General features: G+C 29.1%; 27 protein-coding genes. 4 read left to right on the top strand and 23 right to left on the bottom strand.

The annotated features are described in order from the left end of the window. Nucleotides 1-2 precede the first annotated feature (2 nt). Genes B3B03_RS10605 through B3B03_RS10595 form a run of 3 tightly spaced genes read left to right on the top strand, consistent with a single transcriptional unit; the run spans nucleotide 3 to nucleotide 1,509 of the window. Complete coding sequence (locus B3B03_RS10605; protein WP_346877276.1) at nucleotides 3-473, top strand: hypothetical protein; 471 nt, start codon at nucleotides 3-5, stop codon at nucleotides 471-473. Between the two features lie 11 nt (nucleotides 474-484). Continuing rightward, nucleotides 485-1,030: a hypothetical protein gene (locus B3B03_RS10600; protein ID WP_346877275.1), complete on the top strand. Its 546-nt coding sequence runs from the start codon at nucleotides 485-487 to the stop codon at nucleotides 1,028-1,030. After that, nucleotides 1,009-1,509, top strand: coding sequence for a DUF3885 domain-containing protein (locus B3B03_RS10595; protein ID WP_346877274.1), 501 nt, complete (start codon nucleotides 1,009-1,011; stop codon nucleotides 1,507-1,509). Before B3B03_RS10600 ends, B3B03_RS10595 begins: the two co-directional genes overlap by 22 nt. Nucleotides 1,510-1,607: 98 nt before the next feature. Here B3B03_RS10595 and B3B03_RS10590 read toward each other — a convergent pair whose 3' ends face one another. Beyond that, complete coding sequence (locus B3B03_RS10590; protein WP_346877273.1) at nucleotides 1,608-2,120, bottom strand: ferritin-like domain-containing protein; 513 nt, start codon at nucleotides 2,118-2,120, stop codon at nucleotides 1,608-1,610. Between the two features lie 95 nt (nucleotides 2,121-2,215). Continuing rightward, nucleotides 2,216-2,908: a Crp/Fnr family transcriptional regulator gene (locus B3B03_RS10585; RefSeq protein WP_346877272.1), complete on the bottom strand. Its 693-nt coding sequence runs from the start codon at nucleotides 2,906-2,908 to the stop codon at nucleotides 2,216-2,218. 94 nt (nucleotides 2,909-3,002) lie between these two features. Between B3B03_RS10585 and B3B03_RS10580 the strand changes: the two genes are divergently transcribed. After that, a complete protein-coding gene (locus B3B03_RS10580; RefSeq protein ID WP_346877271.1) occupies nucleotides 3,003-3,686 on the top strand; it encodes a YjjG family noncanonical pyrimidine nucleotidase in 684 nt (227 codons plus the stop codon). 169 nt (nucleotides 3,687-3,855) lie between these two features. Here the strand turns inward: B3B03_RS10580 and B3B03_RS10575 are convergent, their stop codons facing one another. The 21 genes from B3B03_RS10575 to B3B03_RS10475 all read right to left on the bottom strand — a co-directional run bounded on the left by B3B03_RS10575 (nucleotide 3,856) and on the right by B3B03_RS10475 (nucleotide 23,630). Then, nucleotides 3,856-4,233, bottom strand: coding sequence for a PH domain-containing protein (locus B3B03_RS10575; RefSeq protein WP_346877270.1), 378 nt, complete (start codon nucleotides 4,231-4,233; stop codon nucleotides 3,856-3,858). Between the two features lie 159 nt (nucleotides 4,234-4,392). Next, the gene (locus B3B03_RS10570) at nucleotides 4,393-5,376 is read right to left on the bottom strand and encodes a lipoate--protein ligase (RefSeq protein ID WP_346877269.1); all 984 of its coding nucleotides are present in this window, start codon (nucleotides 5,374-5,376) and stop codon (nucleotides 4,393-4,395) included. Between the two features lie 53 nt (nucleotides 5,377-5,429). Next, the gene (gene lpdA / locus B3B03_RS10565) at nucleotides 5,430-6,809 is read right to left on the bottom strand and encodes a dihydrolipoyl dehydrogenase (protein ID WP_346877268.1); all 1,380 of its coding nucleotides are present in this window, start codon (nucleotides 6,807-6,809) and stop codon (nucleotides 5,430-5,432) included. A gap of 159 nt (nucleotides 6,810-6,968) precedes the next feature. Beyond that, complete coding sequence (gene gcvPB / locus B3B03_RS10560; RefSeq protein WP_346877267.1) at nucleotides 6,969-8,423, bottom strand: aminomethyl-transferring glycine dehydrogenase subunit GcvPB; 1,455 nt, start codon at nucleotides 8,421-8,423, stop codon at nucleotides 6,969-6,971. Beyond that, nucleotides 8,423-9,763, bottom strand: coding sequence for an aminomethyl-transferring glycine dehydrogenase subunit GcvPA (gcvPA, locus tag B3B03_RS10555; protein WP_346877305.1), 1,341 nt, complete (start codon nucleotides 9,761-9,763; stop codon nucleotides 8,423-8,425). Before gcvPA ends, gcvPB begins: the two co-directional genes overlap by 1 nt. A 1-nt stretch (nucleotide 9,764) precedes the next feature. Further along, a complete protein-coding gene (gcvH, locus tag B3B03_RS10550) occupies nucleotides 9,765-10,160 on the bottom strand; it encodes a glycine cleavage system protein GcvH (RefSeq protein WP_035130183.1) in 396 nt (131 codons plus the stop codon). A 12-nt stretch (nucleotides 10,161-10,172) separates the two neighbouring features. After that, nucleotides 10,173-11,279: a glycine cleavage system aminomethyltransferase GcvT gene (gcvT, locus tag B3B03_RS10545; RefSeq protein WP_346847368.1), complete on the bottom strand. Its 1,107-nt coding sequence runs from the start codon at nucleotides 11,277-11,279 to the stop codon at nucleotides 10,173-10,175. 181 nt (nucleotides 11,280-11,460) lie between these two features. Next, nucleotides 11,461-12,891 (bottom strand): potassium/proton antiporter, encoded by a 1,431-nt coding sequence (locus B3B03_RS10540; RefSeq protein WP_346847367.1) that lies wholly within the window; start codon nucleotides 12,889-12,891, stop codon nucleotides 11,461-11,463. Between the two features lie 234 nt (nucleotides 12,892-13,125). After that, the gene (locus B3B03_RS10535) at nucleotides 13,126-14,175 is read right to left on the bottom strand and encodes an ABC transporter substrate-binding protein (RefSeq protein WP_346847366.1); all 1,050 of its coding nucleotides are present in this window, start codon (nucleotides 14,173-14,175) and stop codon (nucleotides 13,126-13,128) included. 4 nt (nucleotides 14,176-14,179) lie between these two features. Then, entirely contained in the window at nucleotides 14,180-14,962 is a 783-nt protein-coding gene (locus tag B3B03_RS10530; RefSeq protein WP_346847365.1) for an ABC transporter permease, read from the bottom strand. After that, nucleotides 14,956-15,792, bottom strand: a complete 837-nt coding sequence (locus B3B03_RS10525) for an ABC transporter permease (RefSeq protein ID WP_035130173.1) — start codon at nucleotides 15,790-15,792, stop codon at nucleotides 14,956-14,958. Before B3B03_RS10525 ends, B3B03_RS10530 begins: the two co-directional genes overlap by 7 nt. 1 nt (nucleotide 15,793) lies before the next feature. After that, complete coding sequence (potA, locus tag B3B03_RS10520) at nucleotides 15,794-16,843, bottom strand: spermidine/putrescine ABC transporter ATP-binding protein (RefSeq protein ID WP_346877266.1); 1,050 nt, start codon at nucleotides 16,841-16,843, stop codon at nucleotides 15,794-15,796. 63 nt (nucleotides 16,844-16,906) lie between these two features. Beyond that, entirely contained in the window at nucleotides 16,907-17,446 is a 540-nt protein-coding gene (locus tag B3B03_RS10515) for a helix-turn-helix domain-containing protein (protein ID WP_035130168.1), read from the bottom strand. Between the two features lie 535 nt (nucleotides 17,447-17,981). Further along, nucleotides 17,982-18,260 carry a hypothetical protein gene (locus tag B3B03_RS10510; protein ID WP_346847363.1) on the bottom strand — a complete coding sequence of 93 codons (279 nt, stop codon included), beginning with the start codon at nucleotides 18,258-18,260 and terminating at the stop codon, nucleotides 17,982-17,984. Nucleotides 18,261-18,312: 52 nt separating this feature from the next. Further along, nucleotides 18,313-18,756 (bottom strand): type II 3-dehydroquinate dehydratase, encoded by a 444-nt coding sequence (gene aroQ, locus B3B03_RS10505; RefSeq protein ID WP_150846162.1) that lies wholly within the window; start codon nucleotides 18,754-18,756, stop codon nucleotides 18,313-18,315. 18 nt (nucleotides 18,757-18,774) lie between these two features. Continuing rightward, nucleotides 18,775-19,587 (bottom strand): shikimate dehydrogenase, encoded by an 813-nt coding sequence (aroE, locus tag B3B03_RS10500; RefSeq protein WP_346847362.1) that lies wholly within the window; start codon nucleotides 19,585-19,587, stop codon nucleotides 18,775-18,777. Nucleotides 19,588-19,624: 37 nt separating this feature from the next. Then, complete coding sequence (locus tag B3B03_RS10495) at nucleotides 19,625-19,903, bottom strand: chorismate mutase (protein ID WP_346847361.1); 279 nt, start codon at nucleotides 19,901-19,903, stop codon at nucleotides 19,625-19,627. Nucleotides 19,904-20,057: 154 nt separating this feature from the next. After that, nucleotides 20,058-21,005, bottom strand: coding sequence for a patatin-like phospholipase family protein (locus B3B03_RS10490; RefSeq protein ID WP_346847360.1), 948 nt, complete (start codon nucleotides 21,003-21,005; stop codon nucleotides 20,058-20,060). A 64-nt stretch (nucleotides 21,006-21,069) separates the two neighbouring features. Beyond that, nucleotides 21,070-21,975, bottom strand: coding sequence for an alpha/beta hydrolase (locus B3B03_RS10485; protein ID WP_346847359.1), 906 nt, complete (start codon nucleotides 21,973-21,975; stop codon nucleotides 21,070-21,072). 162 nt (nucleotides 21,976-22,137) lie between these two features. After that, nucleotides 22,138-22,911 (bottom strand): peroxide stress protein YaaA, encoded by a 774-nt coding sequence (gene yaaA, locus B3B03_RS10480; protein ID WP_346847358.1) that lies wholly within the window; start codon nucleotides 22,909-22,911, stop codon nucleotides 22,138-22,140. 65 nt (nucleotides 22,912-22,976) lie between these two features. Next, nucleotides 22,977-23,630, bottom strand: a complete 654-nt coding sequence (locus B3B03_RS10475) for a pentapeptide repeat-containing protein (protein ID WP_346877265.1) — start codon at nucleotides 23,628-23,630, stop codon at nucleotides 22,977-22,979. Nucleotides 23,631-23,922 lie beyond the last annotated feature (292 nt).

Below are 23,922 nucleotides of genomic sequence, written 5' to 3'. Positions count from 1 at the left end.
TTTTGAGCAAAGAGTTTGAGATACAAGGCTGCGTAGAAGTGCCAATGAATCTATCTGAAGATGAATTTTTCAATAAATTTATTGGTTTTATTGAATCCAACAACTGGTCATTTGGTGGAGGTATCAATGAAATCATTGATGGATTTTATATTAATGCTGATGGCACAAAAGGAAAATATGTACTTGAGGATATGTCCGAAAACTTGTATGATAACCTAGCAAATGAGTTGTTTCAGTATCATTCCTTAGCTGCATTGTTATATTTGATAAATGCAGGGCGTGAGCTTGAGTTTTCATACAAGGAGATAAAATGCTTTATTTCAAAAAACGGCTCTGCCAAGACGGTTTCTTTGTGGATATCCGAGGATGAGCAGGCATTTGATAGCATAGAATCCCTAATTGAAAATGCTGTGTTCTGCAATCAACAGTTTATGCATATATTCCATGACACTACATTAGAAACTCTTTTTTAGGAGGATGGCTTATGATAATGAAAGACACACCATTTGTAATTTCTTGGTCAAATCTCTGCTGGATTGATGATTCTGAAGACGCTCCAAAAGATTTATGCCTACACGGAGATGTTACAGTCACAATCGGAGATACACGGTTAAATTACTCATGCTGTACAAGTGCTTCTGCACTACAGATGCTTAGAACCTTAACACATGATCATGCGATTACTCCTTATGAACAGATGCTTCCTTGTTGTGGTAACAGTTTATTTGCATCTGACACTTTGAGTGAAGTAACAATAATTGGATGCGATAATGGTATTGATTATTCTGTTACGCACAAGACAGATGTGGTTGTTATCCAAACGGAAGAAGGAACCACCTACACGGTTTCATTGCTAAAATATCGAAATGAGGTTTTACGATTTTCTAGGGCTGTTGAGAAGTTTTATAACCAGTGTCACCTAAAATTTTACCAGACGAACCTTATGAAAGAGATGGATATTTTGCCTTTTGGAGCGAATGGTCACATCATACGTATGAAGCAATTGGAATGTTTAGAAACCAATTGTTAAACCAATCATTATTAACTACCCACTTCTGTAAAGAGTTTCCATTAGAGTGTGATAATCCCTATGATGATGCTCTAAATGCAAGAACGGAATATATTGATACTTGCTCTCAGCTTGCCATAAAGCTCTATATACAGAAACATTTTACTAATAATTTAGCCGTTATTTATGAAGATAAATACAATCGTGCGGTAAAGAACGAAAAAGAATTTGTTGAGTCATGCCTTGCAGCGGCCGAAAACCAAACCATTCCCTTTCATTGGACTGACGAAGAAGAAACCTTTCATGGTATAAGATATATATGGAAAACCAATAAAATTGATATTGAAACACTTTTTCGTAAAATAATTACCTCTGATTTAGGGGATAACACAGAGCTTGATTGTTCTGTTTACATCATAGACCTTGAAACAGGAACTGTGTTTTTCTTATATGACGACAGAGGTATTGATATTTTTGAGGAATTAACTCAGTACACTTAAAGTCTCTATTACATTAAAAATATAATCTGTGCTCCCCAAATTATATAAGAATAATCATATTCTTCTTATTGGGTTTACACAGATTATTTTATACTTTCTTATAATGTTCCATAATTATATTTATCTAAAATAACTAAAGCTCTAGTTAATTCTTCCACATGTTCCTTTTCATCTCTAGTTATTTCATTTATTATTTTAACTAAAGTACTGTTATCTAAGTTTCTAACAAATTGTTCATAAAGCAAAATAGCCTCTAACTCTCCCTTTATTCCCTCTCTAATAGTTACAAGTAGATTAACATCCTTATCATATTTATTAGTGTAGTCTTTATACTTTTCCTTAGATGATATATTTACATGTTCCCTAGCTTCTTCTTCTAAAGCAGCTTGCTCTGGATCAATACATCTTAGAGCATTTAAAAACATTGCATAATGTCTCTTTTCATCTTCCATAATATGATGAAATAGTTCCTTAAGTTCTTTATTTTCTGTAATTGTTATAAAATGACTATAATCATTTATTGCTACAACTTCTGCAACAAGCCCTTCTCTTAAAAATCCTTCTGCACTTTTGGCAATACCTTGTGGTTGTCTTTCAGTAGTATAACTCATAATAGCCCCCTTAATTATTTATCTATGTTATATATATTATAAATAATTTTATCTTATGAATGCTTCTTCTACATTTAGACGTATTGCTTCTATATCTAAAGGGATTTCATATACACATTTTTAGATAACTCATTAAGTCTATCCTCATCTAATATATATATTTTTTTATTATCACATTTTATAATTGATTTTGATTCAAACTCTTTAAATGTTCTCACTAAATGCCTATAAGTTGTTCCTAAAAATTCAGCAATCTCTTTAAATGATGAGTTTAAAAGAATATAATTTCTATCATCTTCTAAATGCTCAACTAGGTAGCTAGCTAGCCTATTTACAAGAGGATATACAAAGTTATATGAACTATTATTAATGGTTTCATGAAGTTTTTCACTTAAAGAACCTACTAAATGATGTAAAAAGTTCACATTATCAATATAATTTGCTCTAAGTATAGTTGATGGTATGGCAATTAAAAAAGTATTTTCTATAGCTTCAACATTACATTGTATGGACTTATTTTTTAAAAACTCTAAATCTCCTATAGTATTAAAGTCTTTATAAAACTTTAATAGCATTGATTTACCATTTTCAAAAAGATATGATATTTTAACTTTCCCATCTACAAGCAAATAGTAATATTCAAGTTCATCCTCCGCTTCTAATATAACTTCATCTTTTTCATAAAAATGGAGTTGAGCATAGTTTACTATATCCTCATCAAATAGATTTTCTATATTATACTTAGTAAAATACTTGTTTAAGAGTTGCTGATTCAATATTTTTTTCATAAATTCTCCTTATCATGACATATATCCTATAGATATATACATCAATATGGTAACTTATGCAATAGAGGATGTAAAGTATAGATGGAGGTTTATTATGAATTACGAAGTTATAATTTTTGATGCAGATGAAACTTTATTTGATTTTAAAAAATCTGAGAGATACGCTCTTAAAAATACTATGATTGAGTTTGGCATAGATTATGATGAAAATTATCATTTAAAAGTATATAAGGATATAAATACAATTATATGGAAAGAGTTTGAAGATGGACTTATCATTCAGAGTGATTTGAATATTGAAAGATTTAGAAGACTATTATATAAATTAAATGCTAAATTTGATGAAGTTAAATTTGCAAAATCATATGTAAAACATTTATCCTGTGCATCATTTTTATATGATGATAGTATGGCTCTTATAGAAAGTCTACATAAATATTATAGACTTATTATAATTACTAATGGTCTTAAAGATGTCCAAGATAATAGAATAAGAAAATCTGTTATAGGAAAATACTTTGAGGATGTAGTAATATCTGATGAGATTGAAGTATCTAAGCCTGATCCGAAAATATTCCAGCACGCTTTAAAAAATATAAATCATACTGATAAAACTAAAGTATTAATGGTAGGAGATAGCTTAACTTCAGATATACAAGGTGGAATACGTTTTGGTATAGATACCTGCTGGTTTAATTCAAATAAGATTATAAACAAAGGTTCTATAAAACCTACATATGAGATTACTAATCTTATGGAACTTAAGAATATAGTTTAAAAATAGGTAATATTATTTCACAGCTAACAATATAAAGTTTATATATTTATCTTAACAATGGATGCAAAAGTGGATTCACCAAGAATCCACTTTTACATATGCAAATTATTTTTTCTTTAATTTTAATCTTAGCTTCTAATACTCATTATCATGCACTCTTTAGTTTATACTATCTACTACAATATTCTGCTAATATTGATTGTACTTCATAAATGTTACAACTGCTACTAAAGGTCTTTTCTATAGGCATGCTCATTCCTGAAACAAATATTTTAAGTTCTGCATCTAAATCAAAATGTCCTGATGTTTCCACTTTGAAATTAGTAATTGCTCTATATGGTACTGAATGATACTCTACCTTTTTACCAGTAACCCCTTGCTTATCAATAATAATTAATCTTTTGTTTGTAAATATAATCATATCTCTTACTAGCTTGTATGCTTTTTCTATTTGTTCATTAGAACCTAATAATTTCATATAGTCTTCCTTGATTTTATTGATATCCACCTCTGACGCATTTCCTATTACACTACTAAATAATCCCATTACCATCACTCCCTTTATAAAATTAATTTAATTATACCCTAAATAACAAATATTAGTAAATATTTTTATATAGTTTATCTTACCTTAAATGTGTTTTTGTCTCCCTATATTTCCTTTTTATATACTGTAATTAAAATCTATCGCCTAATTTAAATAATCTTATACAAAAAACAAGCTTAAAAGCTCTTGTTTACTTACATTTCCAAAATAACTCTTTATATTAATATTATCTATTACTCTGTGAATTTCTTCAGTATTATGCTTTTTACCTATAAGAGCTTTTTCAATATCTTCAATATTTCCTTCTCCAAAGAAATCTCCAAAAATTCTTATGTGCTTCATTATACCCTTTTCAACATCAATACTTAATTCTATAGTACCAGCAGATAATTTTTTCTCATTATAAAAATTATATTTGGGCGACTGTCCAAAATTCCACTGCCAAGTTTCATATTTAGTTTTAACTAGATTTTCAATCTCTTCAATTTCCTCATTATCTAAAGTAGTTATAACCTTATCTTTTTCTTCTCTACCGATATACTCGAATATTTTATTTTTAAAATCTATAACACTAAAGGATTCCTGTAAATGTTCACTAATATTTGTAATCCTACTAGATACAGATTTAACTGCTTTATCTGAAAATTTTATGGGTTTAGAAATTAAAGCATCACTTAAGTTAACTATGTCAGAAGAAAATAATAAAGTCCCATGATGCATTACTCTATTTTTATATTTACATTGAGCATTTCCAGAAAACTTTTTACCATCTATTAAAAGATCATTTCTCCCTGAAAACTCTGCCTTTACTCCTAATTCATTTAATACACCTATGATTGGAATAACAAAGGTCTTAAAATCATTAAACTTTTTTCCATCATCCTCAACTATAAATGTAAAGTTTAGATTCCCAAGATCATGAAAAACAGCTCCGCCTCCACTTTGTCTCCTTACAACTTTTATATCATGCTTTTTAATATATTCCTCATTAATCTCTGATAAAGTATTTTGATTTTTTCCAACCACTATACAAGGTTCATCTCTCCAAAGCACAAAATATTCACCATTCACTCCTCTTAATAAATATTCCTCTAGAGCTAAATTGAAATAAGGATCTGTGCAATTATTATCAATATATCTCATTTTTTCTCCTTTTTATTTTGAATATAATATAATGCATATTTTAAAAATAGTAGTTACCTATTTATACTGTGTATGGCTTCTTTATTTAATCCTAAGACAGCTTCATGTAGTGCCTCACCTAACGTTGGATGACTATGAACCACTTCTTTCAGCTCTGACACCGTCATTTCCTTTTCAACCATGATAGTGCCTTCTAGTATTAAATCTGACCCATGGGGTCCAAGAATGTGCACACCTAAAATCACATTGTTTTCATCACTTATAACTTTTACCAAACCTTCACCTTCACCTAAAGCTAAAGCTTTTCCATTGGCACCAAACATAAATTTATTTTTTTTATAGTTTATTCCCTTTTCTTTAGCTTCTTCTTCTGTAATTCCTACTACTGCTATTTCAGGGAAAGTAAAAATACAAGAAGGAATCACTGCTTTATGACAAGGTTTATTTAATAATATATGTTCCACAGTTTCCACCCCTTGGTGAGAAGCTGCATGAGCAAGAAGTGAAATCCCATTAACATCTCCAACAGCATATACACCCTTTAAAGAAGTTTCATAATTTTCGTCAACCACTATGCCTTTTTTATATGTGTTTATTCCTAACCTATCTACATCAATACCTTCAAAATTAGGTTTTCTTCCCTTTGCAAGAAGTACTTTTTCCCCTCTTACTTCAAAGTCACCTTTCTTACCCTGACATTGTATAATTATTTCTTCAGTCTCTCTAAAACTTATAACTTTAGTTGAAGTAAGAATCTCTATTCCAGACTTTTTTGCCATAGCTGAATATCTCTTTGAAATATCTTTATCTATATCGTATAGTATAGAATTTCTCGCAACTATCACTGTAACTTTACTTCCCATAGTATTAAAAATGCTGGCAAACTCCATTCCAATTACTCCACCACCTATAACTACTAAGGATTTTGGTATATGATTAAAATCTAAAAGTTCAGTGCTTGTTATAATATTTTTACTATCATATATTCCTTCAATGGATGGGATTTCAGCTTGAGATCCAGTAGCTATAATTATATTTTTTCCTTTAATAGTTATTTCTTCTTCACTGCATACTGTTACAGTATTTTTATCAATTAATGTAGCTTTACCCCTTATAAGTTCTACATTATTTCCCTTTAAAAGAGCTTCTATTCCAGTTACTAAGGTTTTTATAATGCTTCCTTTTCTTTCTTGAATTTTATCTACATCTATTTCAAAATTATTTGCTTTAATACCAAAGTCTTCAATATGACTTAAGTTATTAAAAAGTTCTGCAGTTCTATATATGGTTTTAGTTGGAATACACCCATAATTTAAACATGTCCCACCTAAATTTTCTTTTTCTATAAGGCACACTTTTGCTCCTAATTGCGCTGCTCTAATGGCAGCCACATAACCACCAGGTCCTCCGCCTATTACAATTATATCTTTCATAACTACACTCCTCGTATTAATATGTTCTGTATGAATTACTATATTAACTTTATATGCAAGCTTATTTTAGTTAAAACTTTAACAAATATTTATAAAAAGGCATTAATATAATCTTTGACATTATTATATTAATGCCTATAAATTTTAATTCTTAAAAAGTTACTTACTCCACTTTAAGATTGGTGTTCTTGCTGCTTTAACTTGATCTAACCTTCTTACTAAAGCATTTTGAGGAGCTTCATGTAAAACTTCTGGATTCTCCTTAGCTTCTATAGCTATTATCTTCATAACTTCAACAAACTCATTGATGGACTCTAAGCTTTCACTTTCAGTTGGTTCTATCATAAGAGCATCTTCAACTATTAGAGGAAAATAAACTGTTGGTGGATGTACACCATAGTCAATCAATCTTTTAGCTACATCTAAAGTTGATATATGATTTGGGTTATCTTTTAAACCAGCAAAGATAACTTCATGCTTACATACCTCATCTATAGCTACCTTATAATAATCTTTCAAAGCTTCTTTTATATAATTTGCATTTAATACAGCATTCTCTGAAGCAGCTTTCAGTCCTTCACTTCCCATAGTTAGTATATAGGTATAGGCTCTAACTAACACTCCAAAATTCCCATAAAAACTTCTTACTTTTCCAATAGAATCAGGTCTATCATAATCAAATACAAACTTCTCTTCTTCCTTTTTTATAATTGGAACCGGAAGAAACTTAGAAAGTTTACCACATACGCCTACTGGACCTGCTCCTGGACCACCACCACCATGTGGTGTTGAAAATGTTTTATGAAGATTTAAATGACACACATCAAATCCCATATCACCAGGACGAGCTTTTCCCATAATAGCATTTAAGTTTGCTCCATCATAGTATAAAAGTCCGCCTGCTTCATGAACCAACTTACTTATATCCTCTATATTTTTCTCAAACAAACCTAAAGTATTTGGATTTGTAAGCATCAGTCCCGCTATTTCATCATTTAAAACTTTTTTTAGTTCTTCTATTGAAACCAATCCATCCTTATCAGATTTAATTTCAACTATTTCAAAACCTGCCACTTTTGCACTTGCAGGATTTGTACCATGAGCTGAGTCAGGAACTATTATTTTTTTACGTTTAAAATCATTTCTACTTTCATGATATGCTTTTATTAATAAAAGTCCTGTGAATTCACCATGAGCTCCAGCAGCGGGTTGCAATGTAAAATCATCCATACCTGTAATTTCACATAACTTTAAGGAAAGGTCGTGGATAAGTTCTAATGCACCTTGTACATTTTCTGCTGATTCTTTAGGATGAATTTTACTAAAACCAGAAAACATAGCCACATCTTCATTAATTTTAGGATTATATTTCATAGTACAAGAACCTAGAGGATAGAACCCCTTATCTACACAATAGTTTTTATTAGAAAGAGCAGTGTAATGTCTAACTACATCAACTTCACTTACTTGTGGAAGATATGCATCCTCTTCTCTTAACATATTTTTAGGTATAACAGACTCTATATTTATATCCTCCACATCTATTTGTGGAAGCGTATAACCTACTTTACCCTCACATGATAGTTCAAAGATAACTTTATTATAACTTTTCATTATATCTCCTCCATCACTTTAACTAATTTGTCTATTTCATCCTTCGATCTTTTTTCTGTTACACAAAGTAACATAGAATTCTTATATTGAGGGTAATCTTCTTCTAAAATATATCCACCTAAAATATTATTATCTAGTAATTTGTTATTTATTTCACATAAGCAAGTATCAGATTTCACTGCAAACTCTTTAAAAAATGGTTTATTGAATAGTGGCTTATATTTACCATTCTCTATTAATTGATTAAAAGCATAGTGAGACTTTTTGATGCATTGAGCTCCTATTTCTTTTATACCTTCTTTTCCTATTGTAGCCATATATACAGCAGCACCTATTGCCATCAATGTTTGATCAGAACATATATTAGAGGTAGCTTTTTCTCTTCTTATATGTTGTTCTCTTGCTTGAAGTGTTAATACATATCCTTTGTTACCATGACTGTCGTCAGTTTCTCCAACAATTCTACCTGGCATTTTTCTCATAAGCTTTTTAGTAGTATTTAGAAATCCTAGACCCGGTCCTCCAAAGTTAATATTAGCACCAAGACTTTGACCATCCCCTATAGCTATATCTGCCCCTAGTTCACCAGGGCTTTTTAAAACACCTAAAGATAATGGATCCACACTCATAATAAGTAAAGATTTATTTAAATGGATATCCTTCTCTAATTCCTCTACCTCTTCTATAATTCCAAAGAAGTTTGGACTTTGTATAATAACTCCTGCTACATCTTTATTTAATAATGATTTTACCTTCTCAATATCTGTAACTCCATTACTTTCATCAACTTCTAATAAATCGTACCCTTTATATTTTAGATAAGTTTTTAAAACTTGTCTTGTGTCCGGATGTACTGTTTTAGAAACTATTATGGTATTTCGCTTTGTATTTTCTATAGCCATTACAGAAGCTTCTACTGCTGCTGTAGCCCCATCATACATAGATGAGTTTGAAACTTCCATACCTGTTAAGTTACAAATCATAGTTTGATACTCAAAAACTGCTTGTAAAGTTCCTTGGCTAATTTCAGGTTGATATGGAGTATAAGCTGTATAAAATTCTGTTCTTCCAGTTAAATGTTTACATATAGAAGGAACATAATGATCATACATGCCTGCACCTAAAAAACAAATAAAATCTTCTATAGATTTATTTTTATTAGCTAAGTTAGTCATTATTTTCTCAACTTCTAACTCAGATAAACCTTTATCAATGTTTAATTCTCTATTTAATTTTAAATTATCCGGAATATCTTTAAATAAATCCTCTATTGATTTTACAGAAATAAAATCAAGCATTTGTTTTTTTTCTCTTTCTGTAATAGGAATATAAGGAAACATATTATTCACCTTCTTTACATAGGTCTTTACATAATTCTTCATACTCTTCAGCTTTTAATAAATCTTTTAAATCATCTTTATTTGATAATTCTACACAAATCATCCAAGCGTCATATGCATTTTCATTTACTAGAATAGGATTATCAGTTAACTCTTCATTAACTTGTAGTACATTACCACTTGCAGGCATGAAAATATCTTCAGCAGCTTTAACAGATTCAATTGTTGAAAAAGCTTCTCCCTTAGAAAACTCATCATCTTCTGATGGTAAATCTACAAAAACTATATCACCTAATAATTTTTGTGCACAATCTGTAACTCCTATATAAGCTTTATCTTCCTCTACTCTTATCCATTCATGATTCTTTGTATACAATAAATTTTCCAATACTAACATGATTAATCCCCCTTATTTTTGAGTTTTTTTACTATAAAACTTTTTATTGACAACCATTGCCTTTAATTCTTTATTTCTAACTTTTATAAAAATTTCTGTACCTAATGCTGCGTACTTAGCATCAATTAACGCAAATCCTATTGTTTTGTTTAAGGTAGGAGACATATATCCAGTGGTTACATGTCCTATTTCTTCATTATCCTTAATTACTATATAGCCATGTCTTCCTATACCTCTATCTATCAATTCATATCCTACTAATTTTCTGGTTACTCCATTTTCCTTTTGTTTTATCAAAACATTTTTACCAATAAAATTTTCTTTATTAAGTTTCACAAAAAATCCAAAACCCATTTCTAATGGAGTTATAGTTTCATCCATTTCATTCCCATACAATGGAAGGGTAGCTTCAAATCTTAGTGTATCTCTAGCGCCAAGTCCAATAGGTTCAACACCTTCATTTTCTCCAGCTTTAAGTATTTCTCTCCATAAGACTACTACATCCTCAGGTTTTGCATATATTTCAAAGCCATCTTCACCAGTGTATCCTGTTCTTGAAATTAAAACTTTTTTATTACATATGTCTATATCATCTTTAAACTGGAAAAATCCTATATCTGATAAATTAAGTTGTGTTAATTTTTGTAATACTTCTTGAGCTTTTGGCCCTTGAAGTGCCAATTGAGCAACACTATCAGAAATATCTTCAATGGTTACCTCAAAATTATCTTTGTTATCTAACATCCATTTAAAGTCTTTTTCTTTATTGCTTGCATTTACAACTAAATAATAATAATCTTCTGAAAATTTATACACTAGTAAGTCATCTACAACACCACCATTTGGATAACACATGAAACTGTATATGACATCTCCATTTTTTAGTGTTTTCACATCATTTGTTAAAAGATAGTTAACAAATTTTTCAGCATCCTTTCCCTTTACTAGCACTTCACCCATATGAGAAACATCAAACAAACCTGCTCTTTCTCTTACGGTTTCATGTTCATGTAGAATTCCCTTAAATTGAGTAGGTAATTCATACCCAGCAAACTCTACAATTTTTCCACCATTCTTCTCATATTCTCCTCTTAAAGGAGTAACTTTTAAATTGTCCAATTAACTCCCTCCTTAAATTAAAAATAATGTATATAAGTCTATTATAACGCTAATTTATTTATATGCAATATTTTACTCAAAATACAATATTTAAGAATAAAATAATTCATAACTATATTAATCCTCATATAAATTTCAAAACTAAAGTGGCTATAAGTTCTATAGCCACTTTGTACAAAATCTACGATCCAACATTTTTTTCTAATAAATATTCTATATTATTTCCACTTAAAACTAATATATCACCTTGATTAATTAGTGTAGAGCCTTTTGGAACTATTATTTCACTATCTCTTTTTATCATTACAATAAGTATCTCCTCTGGAATATCCGCTTCCATTATAGTCTTTTCTTTCCAACTACTGTTCGAGTCAACATTATACTCTATTAATGTTGTAGACCTATCTTCTTGATAGTCGGTAAATGTTTTTAATACTGTTTTTGTATCATCTACTAAATCTAACTTTCTAGCTACTTTAGGGATTAATGTGCCTTGAATAGCTACTGATAATAAAGCTATAAAAAATATTATATGAAATATATCATTTTCTAATGGTATCCCTGATGTTATTGCATATATTGCAAAAACAATTGAAGCTGCCCCTCTTAATCCTACCCAAGAAACAAACAACTGTTGTTTAAATGGTATCTTAAACCAACTTAAAACGCTAAAGGTTGCGATTGGACGTGCAATTATTATCATAAATATTGATATTAATATAGAGCTCCCTATAACACTTGGTAATTCAGAAGGAAATGCTAATAAACCTAATACAAAAAATAGCATAATTTGCATTATCCACGATACTCCATCAAAGAAATGAACTAAGCTTCTCTTGTGTGGAATTTTGCTATTTCCAATGATAATACCAGCTATATAAACACTTAAATATCCATTACCGCCTACCCATTCACTTAATGCATAAGATAAAATGGCAATTGCCGTTATGAATATTGTATAAAATCCATCTACTTCAAAATTTGCATTTCTCATTATATAGACCGTTAGCTTAGATAATATCACCCCAATTAATATACCAAAAATAATTTGTCCAATTACTGTAGGTACTATTGAGCTGATACCCCCATTATTCATTAATGTTAAAACTATTAATGTTAGCATATATGCAATAGGGTCATTACTTCCACTTTCAACCTCTAGTATAGATGCAATTTCTCCTTTTAAGTTTAATTTCTGTGAACGTAATATAGAAAATACTGATGCTGCATCTGTAGACCCAACTATGGAGCCTATTAGCAACCCTTCTAAAAGACTTGTTTTAAGGACAAAATAACAGAATAATCCTGTCAATCCTGATGTGATTATTACCCCAAATGTAGACATTAAAATGGATTCTCTTGCAACAGGTTTAGCTTCTTTCCAATTGGTACCAAACCCACCATAGAACATTATAAATACCAACCCAAAGGAACATAATTCTCTTGTAAGCTCATAATTATCAAAATATATTCCTACTACACCATCTGAGCCAAATAACATTCCTAAAATGATGAATATAAGTAACATTGGTACACCAAACTTATATAATACTTTACTGGATGTTATGCAAATTAGTAATACTAATCCACATATAATCATTAACTCAAGCATATTACCTCCTTAATTTATATTATTTATTATAATTAATTTTTTTAATTTTAGATATTCTCATATATATATTATACAATAAAATTGAATTCAATACATAAAAATTCCTCCCTAATCAAATTATATTTGTGTAAAGTCTATTAAATTTAACAAAAATTTTAATGAATTTTCATTATGATATAAAAAATAGTAGCTCACCATAAATAGGTTAGCTACTATTTTTATACTATTTTTATACTATTTAGATTTTATTTCAATCCATCTTTCATCATAAAGCTTAATGTTGTCACCAAGGTCTATGAATGATTCACATTTATCAAGAAGAGTCTTATCTGGATAAGCTACTGGATTAGATTTAACATCTTGTGAAAGCATTTCAAGAGCTGCTTTATTTGGTGTAGAATATCCTATATAATCTATGTTTTGGACAGCATTTCCCGGCTCTAACATAAAGTTTATAAATTTCTCTGCATAATCTTTATTTTCTGCATCTGTTGGTATGCATAATGCGTCTACCCACTTATTGGTACCCGTTTTAGGGATTCCATAAGCTAGATTTTCATTTTGTTCCATAAGAGTTATTGCATCTCCAGAATAAACTATTCCCATAGCAGCTTCTTCTCCTAAAAGTCTATCTTTACCTTCATCATTAACATAAGCACGAACTAAAGGTCTTTGAGCTATTAATTCAGCCTTAGCTTTATCTAGTTCTTTTTCATTTATGCTATTTTGAGAATATCCTAACTTCATTAAGGCAATAGCCATAGTATCTCTAACTGAATCAAGCATTAGGATTTCTCCAGAGTATTTCTCATTCCATAAAATGTCCCAACTATCTACAGGATCACTTACCATATTTTTGTTATAAAGAATACCAAAAGTTCCCCAGAAATAAGGTACACTATATTCATCATTTTCATCATAGCTAGGCTTTTTAAAGCTTTCATCTATATTTTTATAGTTAGGAATATTAGAATAATCTATCTTCTGGATTAATTTCTCATCCTTCATCTTTTCAATCATATAATCTGATGGAACTATTAAATCATATTTTGATCCACCACTCTTTATCTTTTGATACATGATTTCATTGGTATCGTAGGTTTCATATACTACCTTTATACCAGTTTCTTCTTCAAACTTTTCTATTAGAGATTCATCTATATAATCCCCAACGTTATAAATATTTAAAACATCACTAGAGGATTTTGTCCCACAACCTGTAAGCATAGCTGTCACCATTACCCCTGTACATACTAGAGCTATAATTTTTTTTAATTTTTTCATCTTATTACTCCTTCCCTACCATTGCTTGCTTTCTGTTAGATAATAATAATAGTATTAATACTGTTATAAACATTAATGTAGTCAGTGCATTAATCTCTGGTTTAATACCTCTCTTTGCCATAGAATAAACCTCGATTGATAAGTTAGTTACTCCATTTCCAGTGTTAAAAAAGCTTATAATAAAGTCATCTATAGACATAGTAAAAGCAATTAAAAATCCTGAAATTATACCTGGTTTTATCTGTGGAAGTATTACCTTTCTAAGGGTATACATAGGTTTTGCGCCTAAATCCATAGCAGCTTCTTCTACATTGTCTGGAAGTTGTTTTAACTTTGGCAATACAGATAAAACTACATATGGTATATTAAAAGTTATGTGTGCAAGTAACATAGTTAAAAATCCTAACTTCATATTAAAAAATATAAAAAGTATCATAAGACCTATTGCTGTTACTATATCAGGATTTAATACAGGTAGATAGTTTATATTGAGAAGCATTGCCTTTTTAGGCCCCCTCATTCTATCTATCCCTATAGCACTTATTGTTCCTATGACTGTAGCTATTGCTGATGCCAATATTGCTACTACTACAGTGGTTATTAAAGCTGAAATTATTCTATCATTATGAAACAATTGCTGATACCACTTAAAAGTAAACCCTTGCCATCTTGCCATGGATTTTGAATCATTAAAAGAAAATAGTGCTAGGGCAAAAATAGGAGCATATAAAAATATAAATATTAAAATCAAATATATATTTGAAAATATTTTTTTTGCTTTTACCATAATACTCTACCTCCTCCTTTTTCATCATCATCTGAAAACTTAGAGGTTAATCCCATAGCTAATAAAATTAATATCATCATAAGAATAGATATTGCAGAACCAAAGTTCCAATCTCCAACAGAAGTAAACTGCTGCTCAATTAAATTTCCTATGAGCATGTGCTTTCCACCACCTAAAAGTTGCGAGATTACAAAGGTAGATACCGCTGGCATAAATACCATAGTTATTCCTGAGATAACTCCTGGTATACTTAAAGGAAAAATTATCTTCATAAAAGCTGTAATTTTTCCGGCTCCCAAATCATAAGCAGCATTAACTAAATCTTGATCCATCTTTAATAGCGATGTATATATTGGTAGTACCATAAATGGAAGAAAGTTATACACCATTCCAAGAAGCACTGCACCATTTGTATATAGTATATCTACTGAGTTTAACCCAATGATATTAAGTAAGTTATTAAGCAAACCATTCTTTCCTAGAATTGCAAGCCATGCATAGGTTCTAAGCAAGAAATTCATCCACATTGGAAGAATAAATAACATTATAAGCATTCCACGTTTATTCTCTGGTTTTCTTGATATCATATACGCAATGGGATATCCCATTACTAAACATAAAATTGTTGATTGTAAGGCTAAGCTAATAGATCTAGTAAATACCTTTATATATAAAGGATCCATTAATCTTTTAAAATTATTTATAGAGAATTGGTAGCTTCCGCTCACTTTTTCTGTAAAGCTAAAAAATACTATTAGAAGAAGAGGTACTATTATAAACAAGGAACTCCACAATACATAAGGATAAGCTAAATATGATTTCTTTTTCATTCTACGCTTCTCCTGACTTTTTCATTATGTGAATGTCTTCTGGATAAATATCCATTCCGATTTCTGTACCTATAGAAAAGTTTTTAGTATTATGAAGAATAAAGTTCATACTCTCTTCCTCTACTTCTAATTCATAGTGAACTCCTTTAAATACAGAAGATTTTACTATCCCTTTTAAGTTTCCTTCTTCTTTATTTACTATTTTTATATCCTCTGGTCTTATTACCACATCTATATATTCATCTTTATCAAAGCCTTTATCAACACATTCAAATATACGTCCACAGAATTTAACCTTAAAGTCTTCTAACATTATTCCGTCTGTAATATTACTTTCTCCTATAAACCTAGCTACAAACTTATTCTCAGGTTCATTATATATATCTTCCGGAGTACCCATTTGTTGAATCACTCCCTTGTTCATTACTACCACAGTATCAGACATAGTTAGTGCTTCTTCTTGATCGTGGGTTACAAATACAAAAGTAATTCCCAATTGTTTTTGTATTCTTTTAAGCTCTATTTGCATTTCTTTTCTAAGCTTTAAGTCAAGAGCACCTAAAGGCTCATCAAGAAGTAATACCTTTGGCTCATTAACAATAGCTCTTGCTATAGCTACTCTTTGTTGCTGACCACCGCTTAGAGATTCAATTTTTCTTTTTTCAAAGCCCTTAAGATCTACTAATTTTAAAACTTCATTTACTTTTTTATCAATTTCGCTTTTAGAAAGTTTTTTTATTTTTAATCCAAAAGCTATGTTTTCATATACATTCATGTGAGGAAATAGTGCATATTTTTGAAACACTGTATTAATCTGTCTTTCATATGGAGGTAAGTCATTGATTTTCTTATCTTCAAATATAACTTCACCTTCATCGCAAGTTTCAAAACCTGCTAAAATTTTTAATGTAGTAGTTTTACCACAGCCACTTGGACCAAGTAATGTTATAAACTCATTCTTTTTTATCCCTAAAGTTATATTGTCTAAAACTTTGTTGTCTTCAAAGGTTTTAGATATACCTTTAATTTCAATTATATTATCACCCAACATAAACACCTCTTTTATAACATAATGCTAATTATACTTTTGTGTCACCTTATTAAATTTGTCTACTTAAAATGACGGTGGTGTACTTACCCATATTACTGTTGCCTCAGTTTTTCCTGTATTTGAAATATAATGATTAGACTTTGGCTTAAAATAAAAGCTTTCTCCCTTACGTATTTTATATACCTTATCTCCTAAATGCAGGTTCACAATACCATGAAGCACAAGTCCAAATTCCTCTCCCTCATGAGGAGTTTCTTCTTTGTATTTTCCATTTGGTTCTAATGTGAGCATTATAGGCTCCATCTGATTTTTTTGAGCATCTGGTACGAGCCACTTTAATCTATACTTTAGATCTTCATCCTCAGTTTCAAACATATCATCATTTGTAAACTTAACTCTTTCATTAATTTTCTCACTAAAGAATTCATTTAAATTTGTGCCTAGTATCTGAAGAATATCCATAAGTGTTGCAATAGATGGAGATGTGAGATCATTCTCAATTTGAGATATGAACCCCTTGGATAATTCACATCTGTTTGCAAGTTCTTCTTGTGTTAACTGTTTTTCGATTCTAAGACTTTTTATCTTCTCTCCAATTTGCACGATTCCACCTCAATCTTATGTATTATACTAAACCTTAAGTTTACATTTACTAAACAAACAATATTATTCTATATTTTTTTTATTAATAAATCAATAGATTTATTAAATTTTTTTTATATTTTCATGATTTTTTTTTCATAATGAACCTTTGAATATACCTTATGTTTATGAAAATATGTTTATATTAATATTCTTCATGTTTAGTAATACTAAGTATATTCCATAATAAAAACTTCCTAGTATTAATTGTACTAACCTTCTACCAAATACTAGAAAGACAATTTACTTTAACTATTTTAAAAAAATACTTTATAATCACAATAAATGCTATATATTTTTCATTGTAAAATAATGTAATTATTAACATTTTCCACAACTCTATCCACAATATAATTAACACTAAGTGGATAAATCTTAGATTATCAACCTTTTTTCTGAAAATTTACTTTATTTTATCCACAATTTATAAATTTTAAAAAAATAATAAACAACTAAGTAATTAACACCTTAGTTGTTTATTTTTCATTTGATTCTACTAGTTCTCACTTAATTCTTCCAAAAGCCTATCAAATTCTCTTATTTCAACCCAATCATAAAGATTAATGTTTTCCTTTGAATGATATACTCTGAAATCTTCTATGGATACTTTAACTTCATTTTCTCCATCAGTCGTGAACCATAGGTATTTTTCATTACAAGAATTCAATTCTTTTATTTCGCTAAAAGGGTTAATATCATCCTCATAATAAAATCTAACTCCACTTTCAGCAAGACTTGTATAGATGTCTATTATCCTATTATTAAGCTCATCCATAAGTTTCCCTTCCTCCTAGGTTACAAATGTTTAATTAGTATTATAACCTACTTTAGCTAGAAATCTTCATTTTATTTTCTAGAGCATTCATAGCCATTATATATCCATATTCTCCAAAACCACATATCTGACCTATACATGCTGGAGCAGTAACTGATTTTTGTCTAAAATCTTCTCTATCATAAATCTGTGATAAATGAACTTCCACAGTATCTATGTTTACACTTTTTATAGCATCATAGATTGCATAACTATAATGGGTAAAGGCACCTGGATTAATTATTATTCCATCATATTTTTCATAGTATGCCCTTTGGATGAAGTTAATAATTTCTCCCTCTATATTGCTTTGTAACATCTCTATGTCATGTCCTAAGGATTTAGAGCATTCCTTTATGTAATTTTCAATCTTCTCAAAGCTTTTTGAGCCATATATATGTTTTTCCCTTATGCCCAAAAAATTCAGGTTAGGTCCATTTATAACCATAATTTTCATAGCAATCACCTCTTATAATTAACTAAACTCTCTATTTAAAATTTCATATATATCTTTAATTACTTGGTCATCAATAGAATTCTTTTGCCATATTTCCTGTGCTTTTACGCCTTGTCCTATGAGCATAGATAATCCCCCTACAACTTTTTTTCCTAACTCTTTTCCCTTTAATAAAAATTTTGTTTCTGATGGATTATATACTATATCTACAACTGTTTGAAAATTATTTATGATAGTATCATTAACAGGAGTGGCATCTTCATTAGGAAACATACCTACTGGAGTTGTATTAATTATCATATCTCCTTGAATTTCTTTTAACTGCTCATAACTTATTAGTTGAACTTTTTCATGATTTATTCCCTTATTTTTTTCTGGTGTCCTACTTACTATATAAACATTTTTAGCTCCATTGTCTAATAAATAACACACAGCAGCCTTTGTAGCTCCACCATTTCCCAAAATTACAGCTATTGAGTCTTGTATCTTAACATTATATACCTTTAACATATATCCAAAGCCATAGTAATCTGTGTTATAACCATATAGTTTATTATCCTCTAGTGATATTGTATTAACAGCACCTATCCTTTGTGCTTCTGGTGATATCTCATCTAAATACTTAATAATTTCTTCCTTGTAAGGAATAGTTACACTGGCTCCTTTAATTTTTAAAAGTTTAAGTGCATCTATGAATTTTTCTAAATTTCCTTTAGGTATTTCAAATAGTTTATATGCACCTTCTACTTCCATGGCCTGAAATATTATCTTATGTATTCTTGGTGATAAGCTATGTCCTAATTTCTCACCTAGTATGCCGTAAAACTCCATAACATTACTCCTTTATATATGATTAATTTAAATAACTTTACTTATGCTTTTTTATAATGCTCTCTTGCAAACTTCTACTTAACTCCATTATGCTTAAGAAAAATCTTCTTGCTAATAAATCATAGTTCTTATTTTTTAAATTGTCTACATTTTTTTTAATAACCTTTGATTCTCTCTCCTCATCATATATCGGTAAATCATTTTCTTTTTTACAATTAGCTACTCTTATAGCAACATCCATTCTTCTCTCAAATAGATTTATAAGTTCTTTATCAATCTCATCGATTTCTTTTCTACATTGCTCTAATTCATTCACTGCAATTCACCCTTTTCTAAATTATCTATATACATTAATTAAATTTTACTAATATATAATAACACTTATTTATATATTATTTCCACTAAAAATAAATAGACTCCTATAGGAATCTATCTTTTTATCTATATATTTTTACTTTACATAATATTTATTAAAGTTTTTTTATTCCAAGTTTTCTCTTTATTCTTCTTGTATTTCTAGCTATCCAACTTTCCTTATTTTTTTCTTCAAATTCTTGTAATTCACTGTCCATAGCCTGTCTTTCTAATTCTTCGATTAATTGATATCTTGCCATTTCAAAAATAGGTTCTAAAAGATTTTTTGTATCATAGTAACCTCTTTGAATTCTCTTGTTTTTAGACTCTTCATCTAGATTTAATAATCCATCTAATATTTTTGTTTCTATATCTGAAGGAATTAGTTCTATGATTTTTGCATCTGGAAAATCTTCTCTTTTTATTTTAGCTTCTTTAGATAATAGTACAGCTATTATTATATCACACCCTTCTTCATATACTGGTTTTATAGGAGTATTATCTACTAGTCCCCCATCTAAATATGTCTTTCCACCAATTTCTTCACTTTCATATATCATAGGAAGACAAGCCGTTGCTAATAATATACTTCTAGCCTTTTCTTCTTCATAGTCATTTATTTTAAAATATTTAGCAGAGAACTCCGGCATTTCAGTACATGATACATAACATATTTTATTTGACTTTTTTAATTTATCAATATTTATATATTTCTCTATAATATCCTTAGCTCCATCCCTAGGAATATCACCCTGCTCTAATTTCTTTGTCATATATTTTTTTACTAAATTCATGTTTCTACTACCAATAGCGAGGGTTACGCCTTTCCTTATTAAGACTTTACTATTTACTGGTAACAACTTCTCTATAGTAACCTCTTGCCACATTTTCTTAGCTTCTTCAAAATCATCTTGAGCAAATAAAGCTGCATTTATAGCACCTATAGAAGTACCTGAAACTACTTTTATGTATTTATCTATATTTAACTCTTTTATAGCTTTCCATACTCCTATCTCATAAGCTCCTTTTCCGCCTCCACCAGATAATACTAATCCTACTCTCATTCCCCTTCATCGCCCATTAAAATATTATCTTGATTTTAAAATATTTATTAGCGACTTTTTATTATTATATCATTTTAAGAAAGTTTTTTACTTCATTTTCATATTTCTCTTGGTTAGTGGCATAACAAGTATTATGCTTAGCTCTTGGAATTATACATAAGCTTTTTATTCCCTTTTTAATTTCATACATTTCCATAGACATATAACATGGTATTAATTCATCTTCATCTCCATGAATGAACATAATTGGTACTTTGCTTTCCTTTACCATATCCATTGGACTTATTTCTCCTAAAGAAAAGCCACATACTTTTTTTATTTTATGATTAGCGAGATTATAGAAAGGGAAAAATGGAATTTTGTATTTATTTAACTTTCTTTTTATAACCTCTATTGCATTTGCATAAGCTGATTCCGATATTATAAAATCTATTTTATTCTTTCCTAAAACTGAATACATAAGACCAGTAGCAGCTCCCATAGAATGTCCATGTACACCTATAAAGCATTTCTCCCCAACTTTTTGTCTTATACAGCTTACCCATAAATCTAAATCTTCACACTCATATCTTCCATAGGTAGCATAAGTTCCTTCACTATTACCATGACCTCTTTGATCTACTAAAAGAATATTAAATCCTTCTTTTATAAAAAACTTTATATATTGGCAAGACCTGTAGTGGCCAACCAAGTATCCATGCAATAATATTATTATTTTTTTTGAAGGTAAATTACAGTTTAGATAATATCCTTTTAACTTATATCCATCTTTACTTTGTACAATTAGCTCTTCCAATTTTAACTTTTCATACTCATCAAGAGAATATAATCCCATGGTGTAAAGACTATTAAAGGTTTCTATCTTATCACGCTTTTTACCAAGAGTAGCATAATAAAATAAACAATTTATAGTTTTGATAAATATTATAAAAAGTACTGTCATTACAATTAATATATTAACTATTATCATAATTTGCTCCTATTATCATCTTATAATGTTTTAAAATAAAAAAACTTGTATTTAAAATACAAGTTTTTATTTTATATATTTTAGTAATCCCCTACTTTTTATAATTAATGCACCTTTAATTTCTTTTATAATGTCACATTATTTAATACTAAAGTCATAGACCTAAATCATTTTTTCTCTAGTAAAAACTAATTTAGTATTGCTACTTAATTCTTTATTATAGCAATAACCTTCTTCTTTAAAATTCTTTAAATCTTCTATATTATCTATATTATTTTTAACAATATAAGTTACCATAAGCCCCCTAGCCCTCTTAGTATATGTTCCTATAATCTTATATTTTCCCTCTATGTTTTCTTTAAATTCAACATCATAGACATTAATAGTATCTAGCTTACTTTTATCTATGGATTTAGAGTACTCTAGAGAGGCCAAATTCAAAATTGTCTTATCTTCTTTAAGATTTAAATCATGAACTATATTTTGAGTAATCTTTTTTGTCCAAAATTTATATAAATTCTCTTCAGGTATACCTCTTAACTTTGTAGCCATTTCTAGCCGATATTCTTTTATATTATCTAAAGGTCTTAAAACCCCAAATAAACCTGATAAAATCCTAATGTGCTTTTGTGCAAACTCTATGTTTGATCTGTCATATTCAAAAGGATTTATAGCTCTATATACTTCCCCACTAAATCCAAAAATAGCCTGCCTAGTATTTACTTGTTGGTCATAAAAGCATTGAAATCTATTATAATTTACCTTTGATAACTTATTACTAATTTTCATTATCTTAGCTATTTCTTGTAAATTGTAATTTTTAATTATATCTACTAATTCTCTTACTTCATTCATAAATACAGGTTCGGTACTTTCATCTATAAATATTTCTTTTTCAAAATCTAAAGATTTAGCTGATGATATTATTGTTATCATATGTTTTCTCCTAACTTTAAATATCCTAATTAAAATTCATTACTCTGGCAGTCTCTTTAATACATCTATTCCTTAATTACAATCCCTAAAATTCTCGAAAGCGATAGTGCTTGCATTGGAGTAACTACTATTCCATATAAATCTCTTACATCTCCAATAAGTCCTTCTATATCACTATTTCTAAAATCAATTCCTTTCACCATAGCCTTAGATATATCAATTTGCCTCATACTTACATTTTCAAAGTTTACTTTATTAAATTTACTATTTTCAAATATTACATTATTAAATGACGAATCTATAAAATTTACATTTTTAAGAGTAGAGAAAGATATGTTACTATAGTCACCGCTACACTGATTTAATGTGACATTTTGAATATTTGTATCTGCCAAATCTATACCTATAAGCTTACAGTTTTTCATTTCTACCCTATGCAGAATTCCATTATTTAAATTAGAATTTGATAAATCACAGTTTTCAAACTTTACATCTATAAATTCAATATGAGGAAATTTTACATTTCTAAAATCTACATTTTTAAATATAACTTCCGAAAATTCAACATGTGATGCACACTCATTACTTATGTCACAATTAAGCATCATTACATTATTAAAATAATCTTCATCATCTATATTCTTCTCTAAAGAATATACCTCTTCATTTATTGCTGTAATTTTAGGTAATAATACATTTTTTACTTTTCTTTCTTCCATATTTCTTCTAGCTATGTACTATATATACTTAACATAGCTAATCTTCACCCTCCTTCACTGTTTTCATTTAATCTAATTATTATCTATCATATTTAAATATTCCCCAGGTAATCTCAAAAACCTTCATAAACAGAGTTCTTAGCTTCTATGATGCTTAGAAATCGTTATCCAGGGACATAGCAGGTCTTTTACTTCCACTTTGAAAAAGGTGGGAGTATTAGAGCTGGTAGTCATCGGATAAACAGAGTTCTTAGCTTCTTTATAAGTCAAAGATATTTTAAAACAGATAATA

Origin of the sequence: Clostridium sp. UBA5712 (genome assembly GCF_002419845.1) — a bacterium.
Taxonomy (GTDB): Bacteria; Bacillota; Clostridia; order Clostridiales; family Clostridiaceae; genus Clostridium_J; species Clostridium_J sulfidigenes.
Note: the sequence above shows the minus strand (reverse complement) of the source record. Positions and strands in the feature narration are given on the sequence as shown.

Excerpts from the sequence above, each read along its gene's own strand:
- B3B03_RS10540 (WP_346847367.1), bottom strand. The coding sequence starts at position 12,891 with ATGCTTGAGTTAATGATTATATGTGGATTAGTATTACTAATTTGCATA.
- aroE (WP_346847362.1), bottom strand. The coding sequence starts at position 19,587 with ATGGAGTTTTACGGCATACTAGGTGAGAAATTAGGACATAGCTTATCA.
- B3B03_RS10590 (WP_346877273.1), bottom strand. The coding sequence starts at position 2,120 with ATGAGTTATACTACTGAAAGACAACCACAAGGTATTGCCAAAAGTGCA.
- B3B03_RS10580 (WP_346877271.1), top strand. The coding sequence starts at position 3,003 with ATGAATTACGAAGTTATAATTTTTGATGCAGATGAAACTTTATTTGAT.
- B3B03_RS10485 (WP_346847359.1), bottom strand. The coding sequence starts at position 21,975 with ATGATAATAGTTAATATATTAATTGTAATGACAGTACTTTTTATAATA.
- B3B03_RS10535 (WP_346847366.1), bottom strand. The coding sequence starts at position 14,175 with ATGAAAAAATTAAAAAAAATTATAGCTCTAGTATGTACAGGGGTAATG.
- B3B03_RS10575 (WP_346877270.1), bottom strand. The coding sequence starts at position 4,233 with ATGGGATTATTTAGTAGTGTAATAGGAAATGCGTCAGAGGTGGATATC.
- B3B03_RS10595 (WP_346877274.1), top strand. The coding sequence starts at position 1,009 with ATGTTTAGAAACCAATTGTTAAACCAATCATTATTAACTACCCACTTC.
- B3B03_RS10525 (WP_035130173.1), bottom strand. The coding sequence starts at position 15,792 with ATGAAAAAGAAATCATATTTAGCTTATCCTTATGTATTGTGGAGTTCC.
- B3B03_RS10490 (WP_346847360.1), bottom strand. The coding sequence starts at position 21,005 with ATGAGAGTAGGATTAGTATTATCTGGTGGAGGCGGAAAAGGAGCTTAT.
- aroQ (WP_150846162.1), bottom strand. The coding sequence starts at position 18,756 with ATGAAAATTATGGTTATAAATGGACCTAACCTGAATTTTTTGGGCATA.
- B3B03_RS10530 (WP_346847365.1), bottom strand. The coding sequence starts at position 14,962 with ATGGTAAAAGCAAAAAAAATATTTTCAAATATATATTTGATTTTAATA.
- gcvPA (WP_346877305.1), bottom strand. The coding sequence starts at position 9,763 with ATGTTTCCTTATATTCCTATTACAGAAAGAGAAAAAAAACAAATGCTT.
- potA (WP_346877266.1), bottom strand. The coding sequence starts at position 16,843 with ATGTTGGGTGATAATATAATTGAAATTAAAGGTATATCTAAAACCTTT.
- yaaA (WP_346847358.1), bottom strand. The coding sequence starts at position 22,911 with ATGATAACAATAATATCATCAGCTAAATCTTTAGATTTTGAAAAAGAA.
- gcvH (WP_035130183.1), bottom strand. The coding sequence starts at position 10,160 with ATGTTAGTATTGGAAAATTTATTGTATACAAAGAATCATGAATGGATA.
- B3B03_RS10475 (WP_346877265.1), bottom strand. The coding sequence starts at position 23,630 with ATGGAAGAAAGAAAAGTAAAAAATGTATTATTACCTAAAATTACAGCA.
- gcvPB (WP_346877267.1), bottom strand. The coding sequence starts at position 8,423 with ATGAAAAGTTATAATAAAGTTATCTTTGAACTATCATGTGAGGGTAAA.
- B3B03_RS10510 (WP_346847363.1), bottom strand. The coding sequence starts at position 18,260 with ATGGATGAGCTTAATAATAGGATAATAGACATCTATACAAGTCTTGCT.
- lpdA (WP_346877268.1), bottom strand. The coding sequence starts at position 6,809 with ATGAAAGATATAATTGTAATAGGCGGAGGACCTGGTGGTTATGTGGCT.
- B3B03_RS10585 (WP_346877272.1), bottom strand. The coding sequence starts at position 2,908 with ATGAAAAAAATATTGAATCAGCAACTCTTAAACAAGTATTTTACTAAG.
- B3B03_RS10570 (WP_346877269.1), bottom strand. The coding sequence starts at position 5,376 with ATGAGATATATTGATAATAATTGCACAGATCCTTATTTCAATTTAGCT.
- B3B03_RS10600 (WP_346877275.1), top strand. The coding sequence starts at position 485 with ATGATAATGAAAGACACACCATTTGTAATTTCTTGGTCAAATCTCTGC.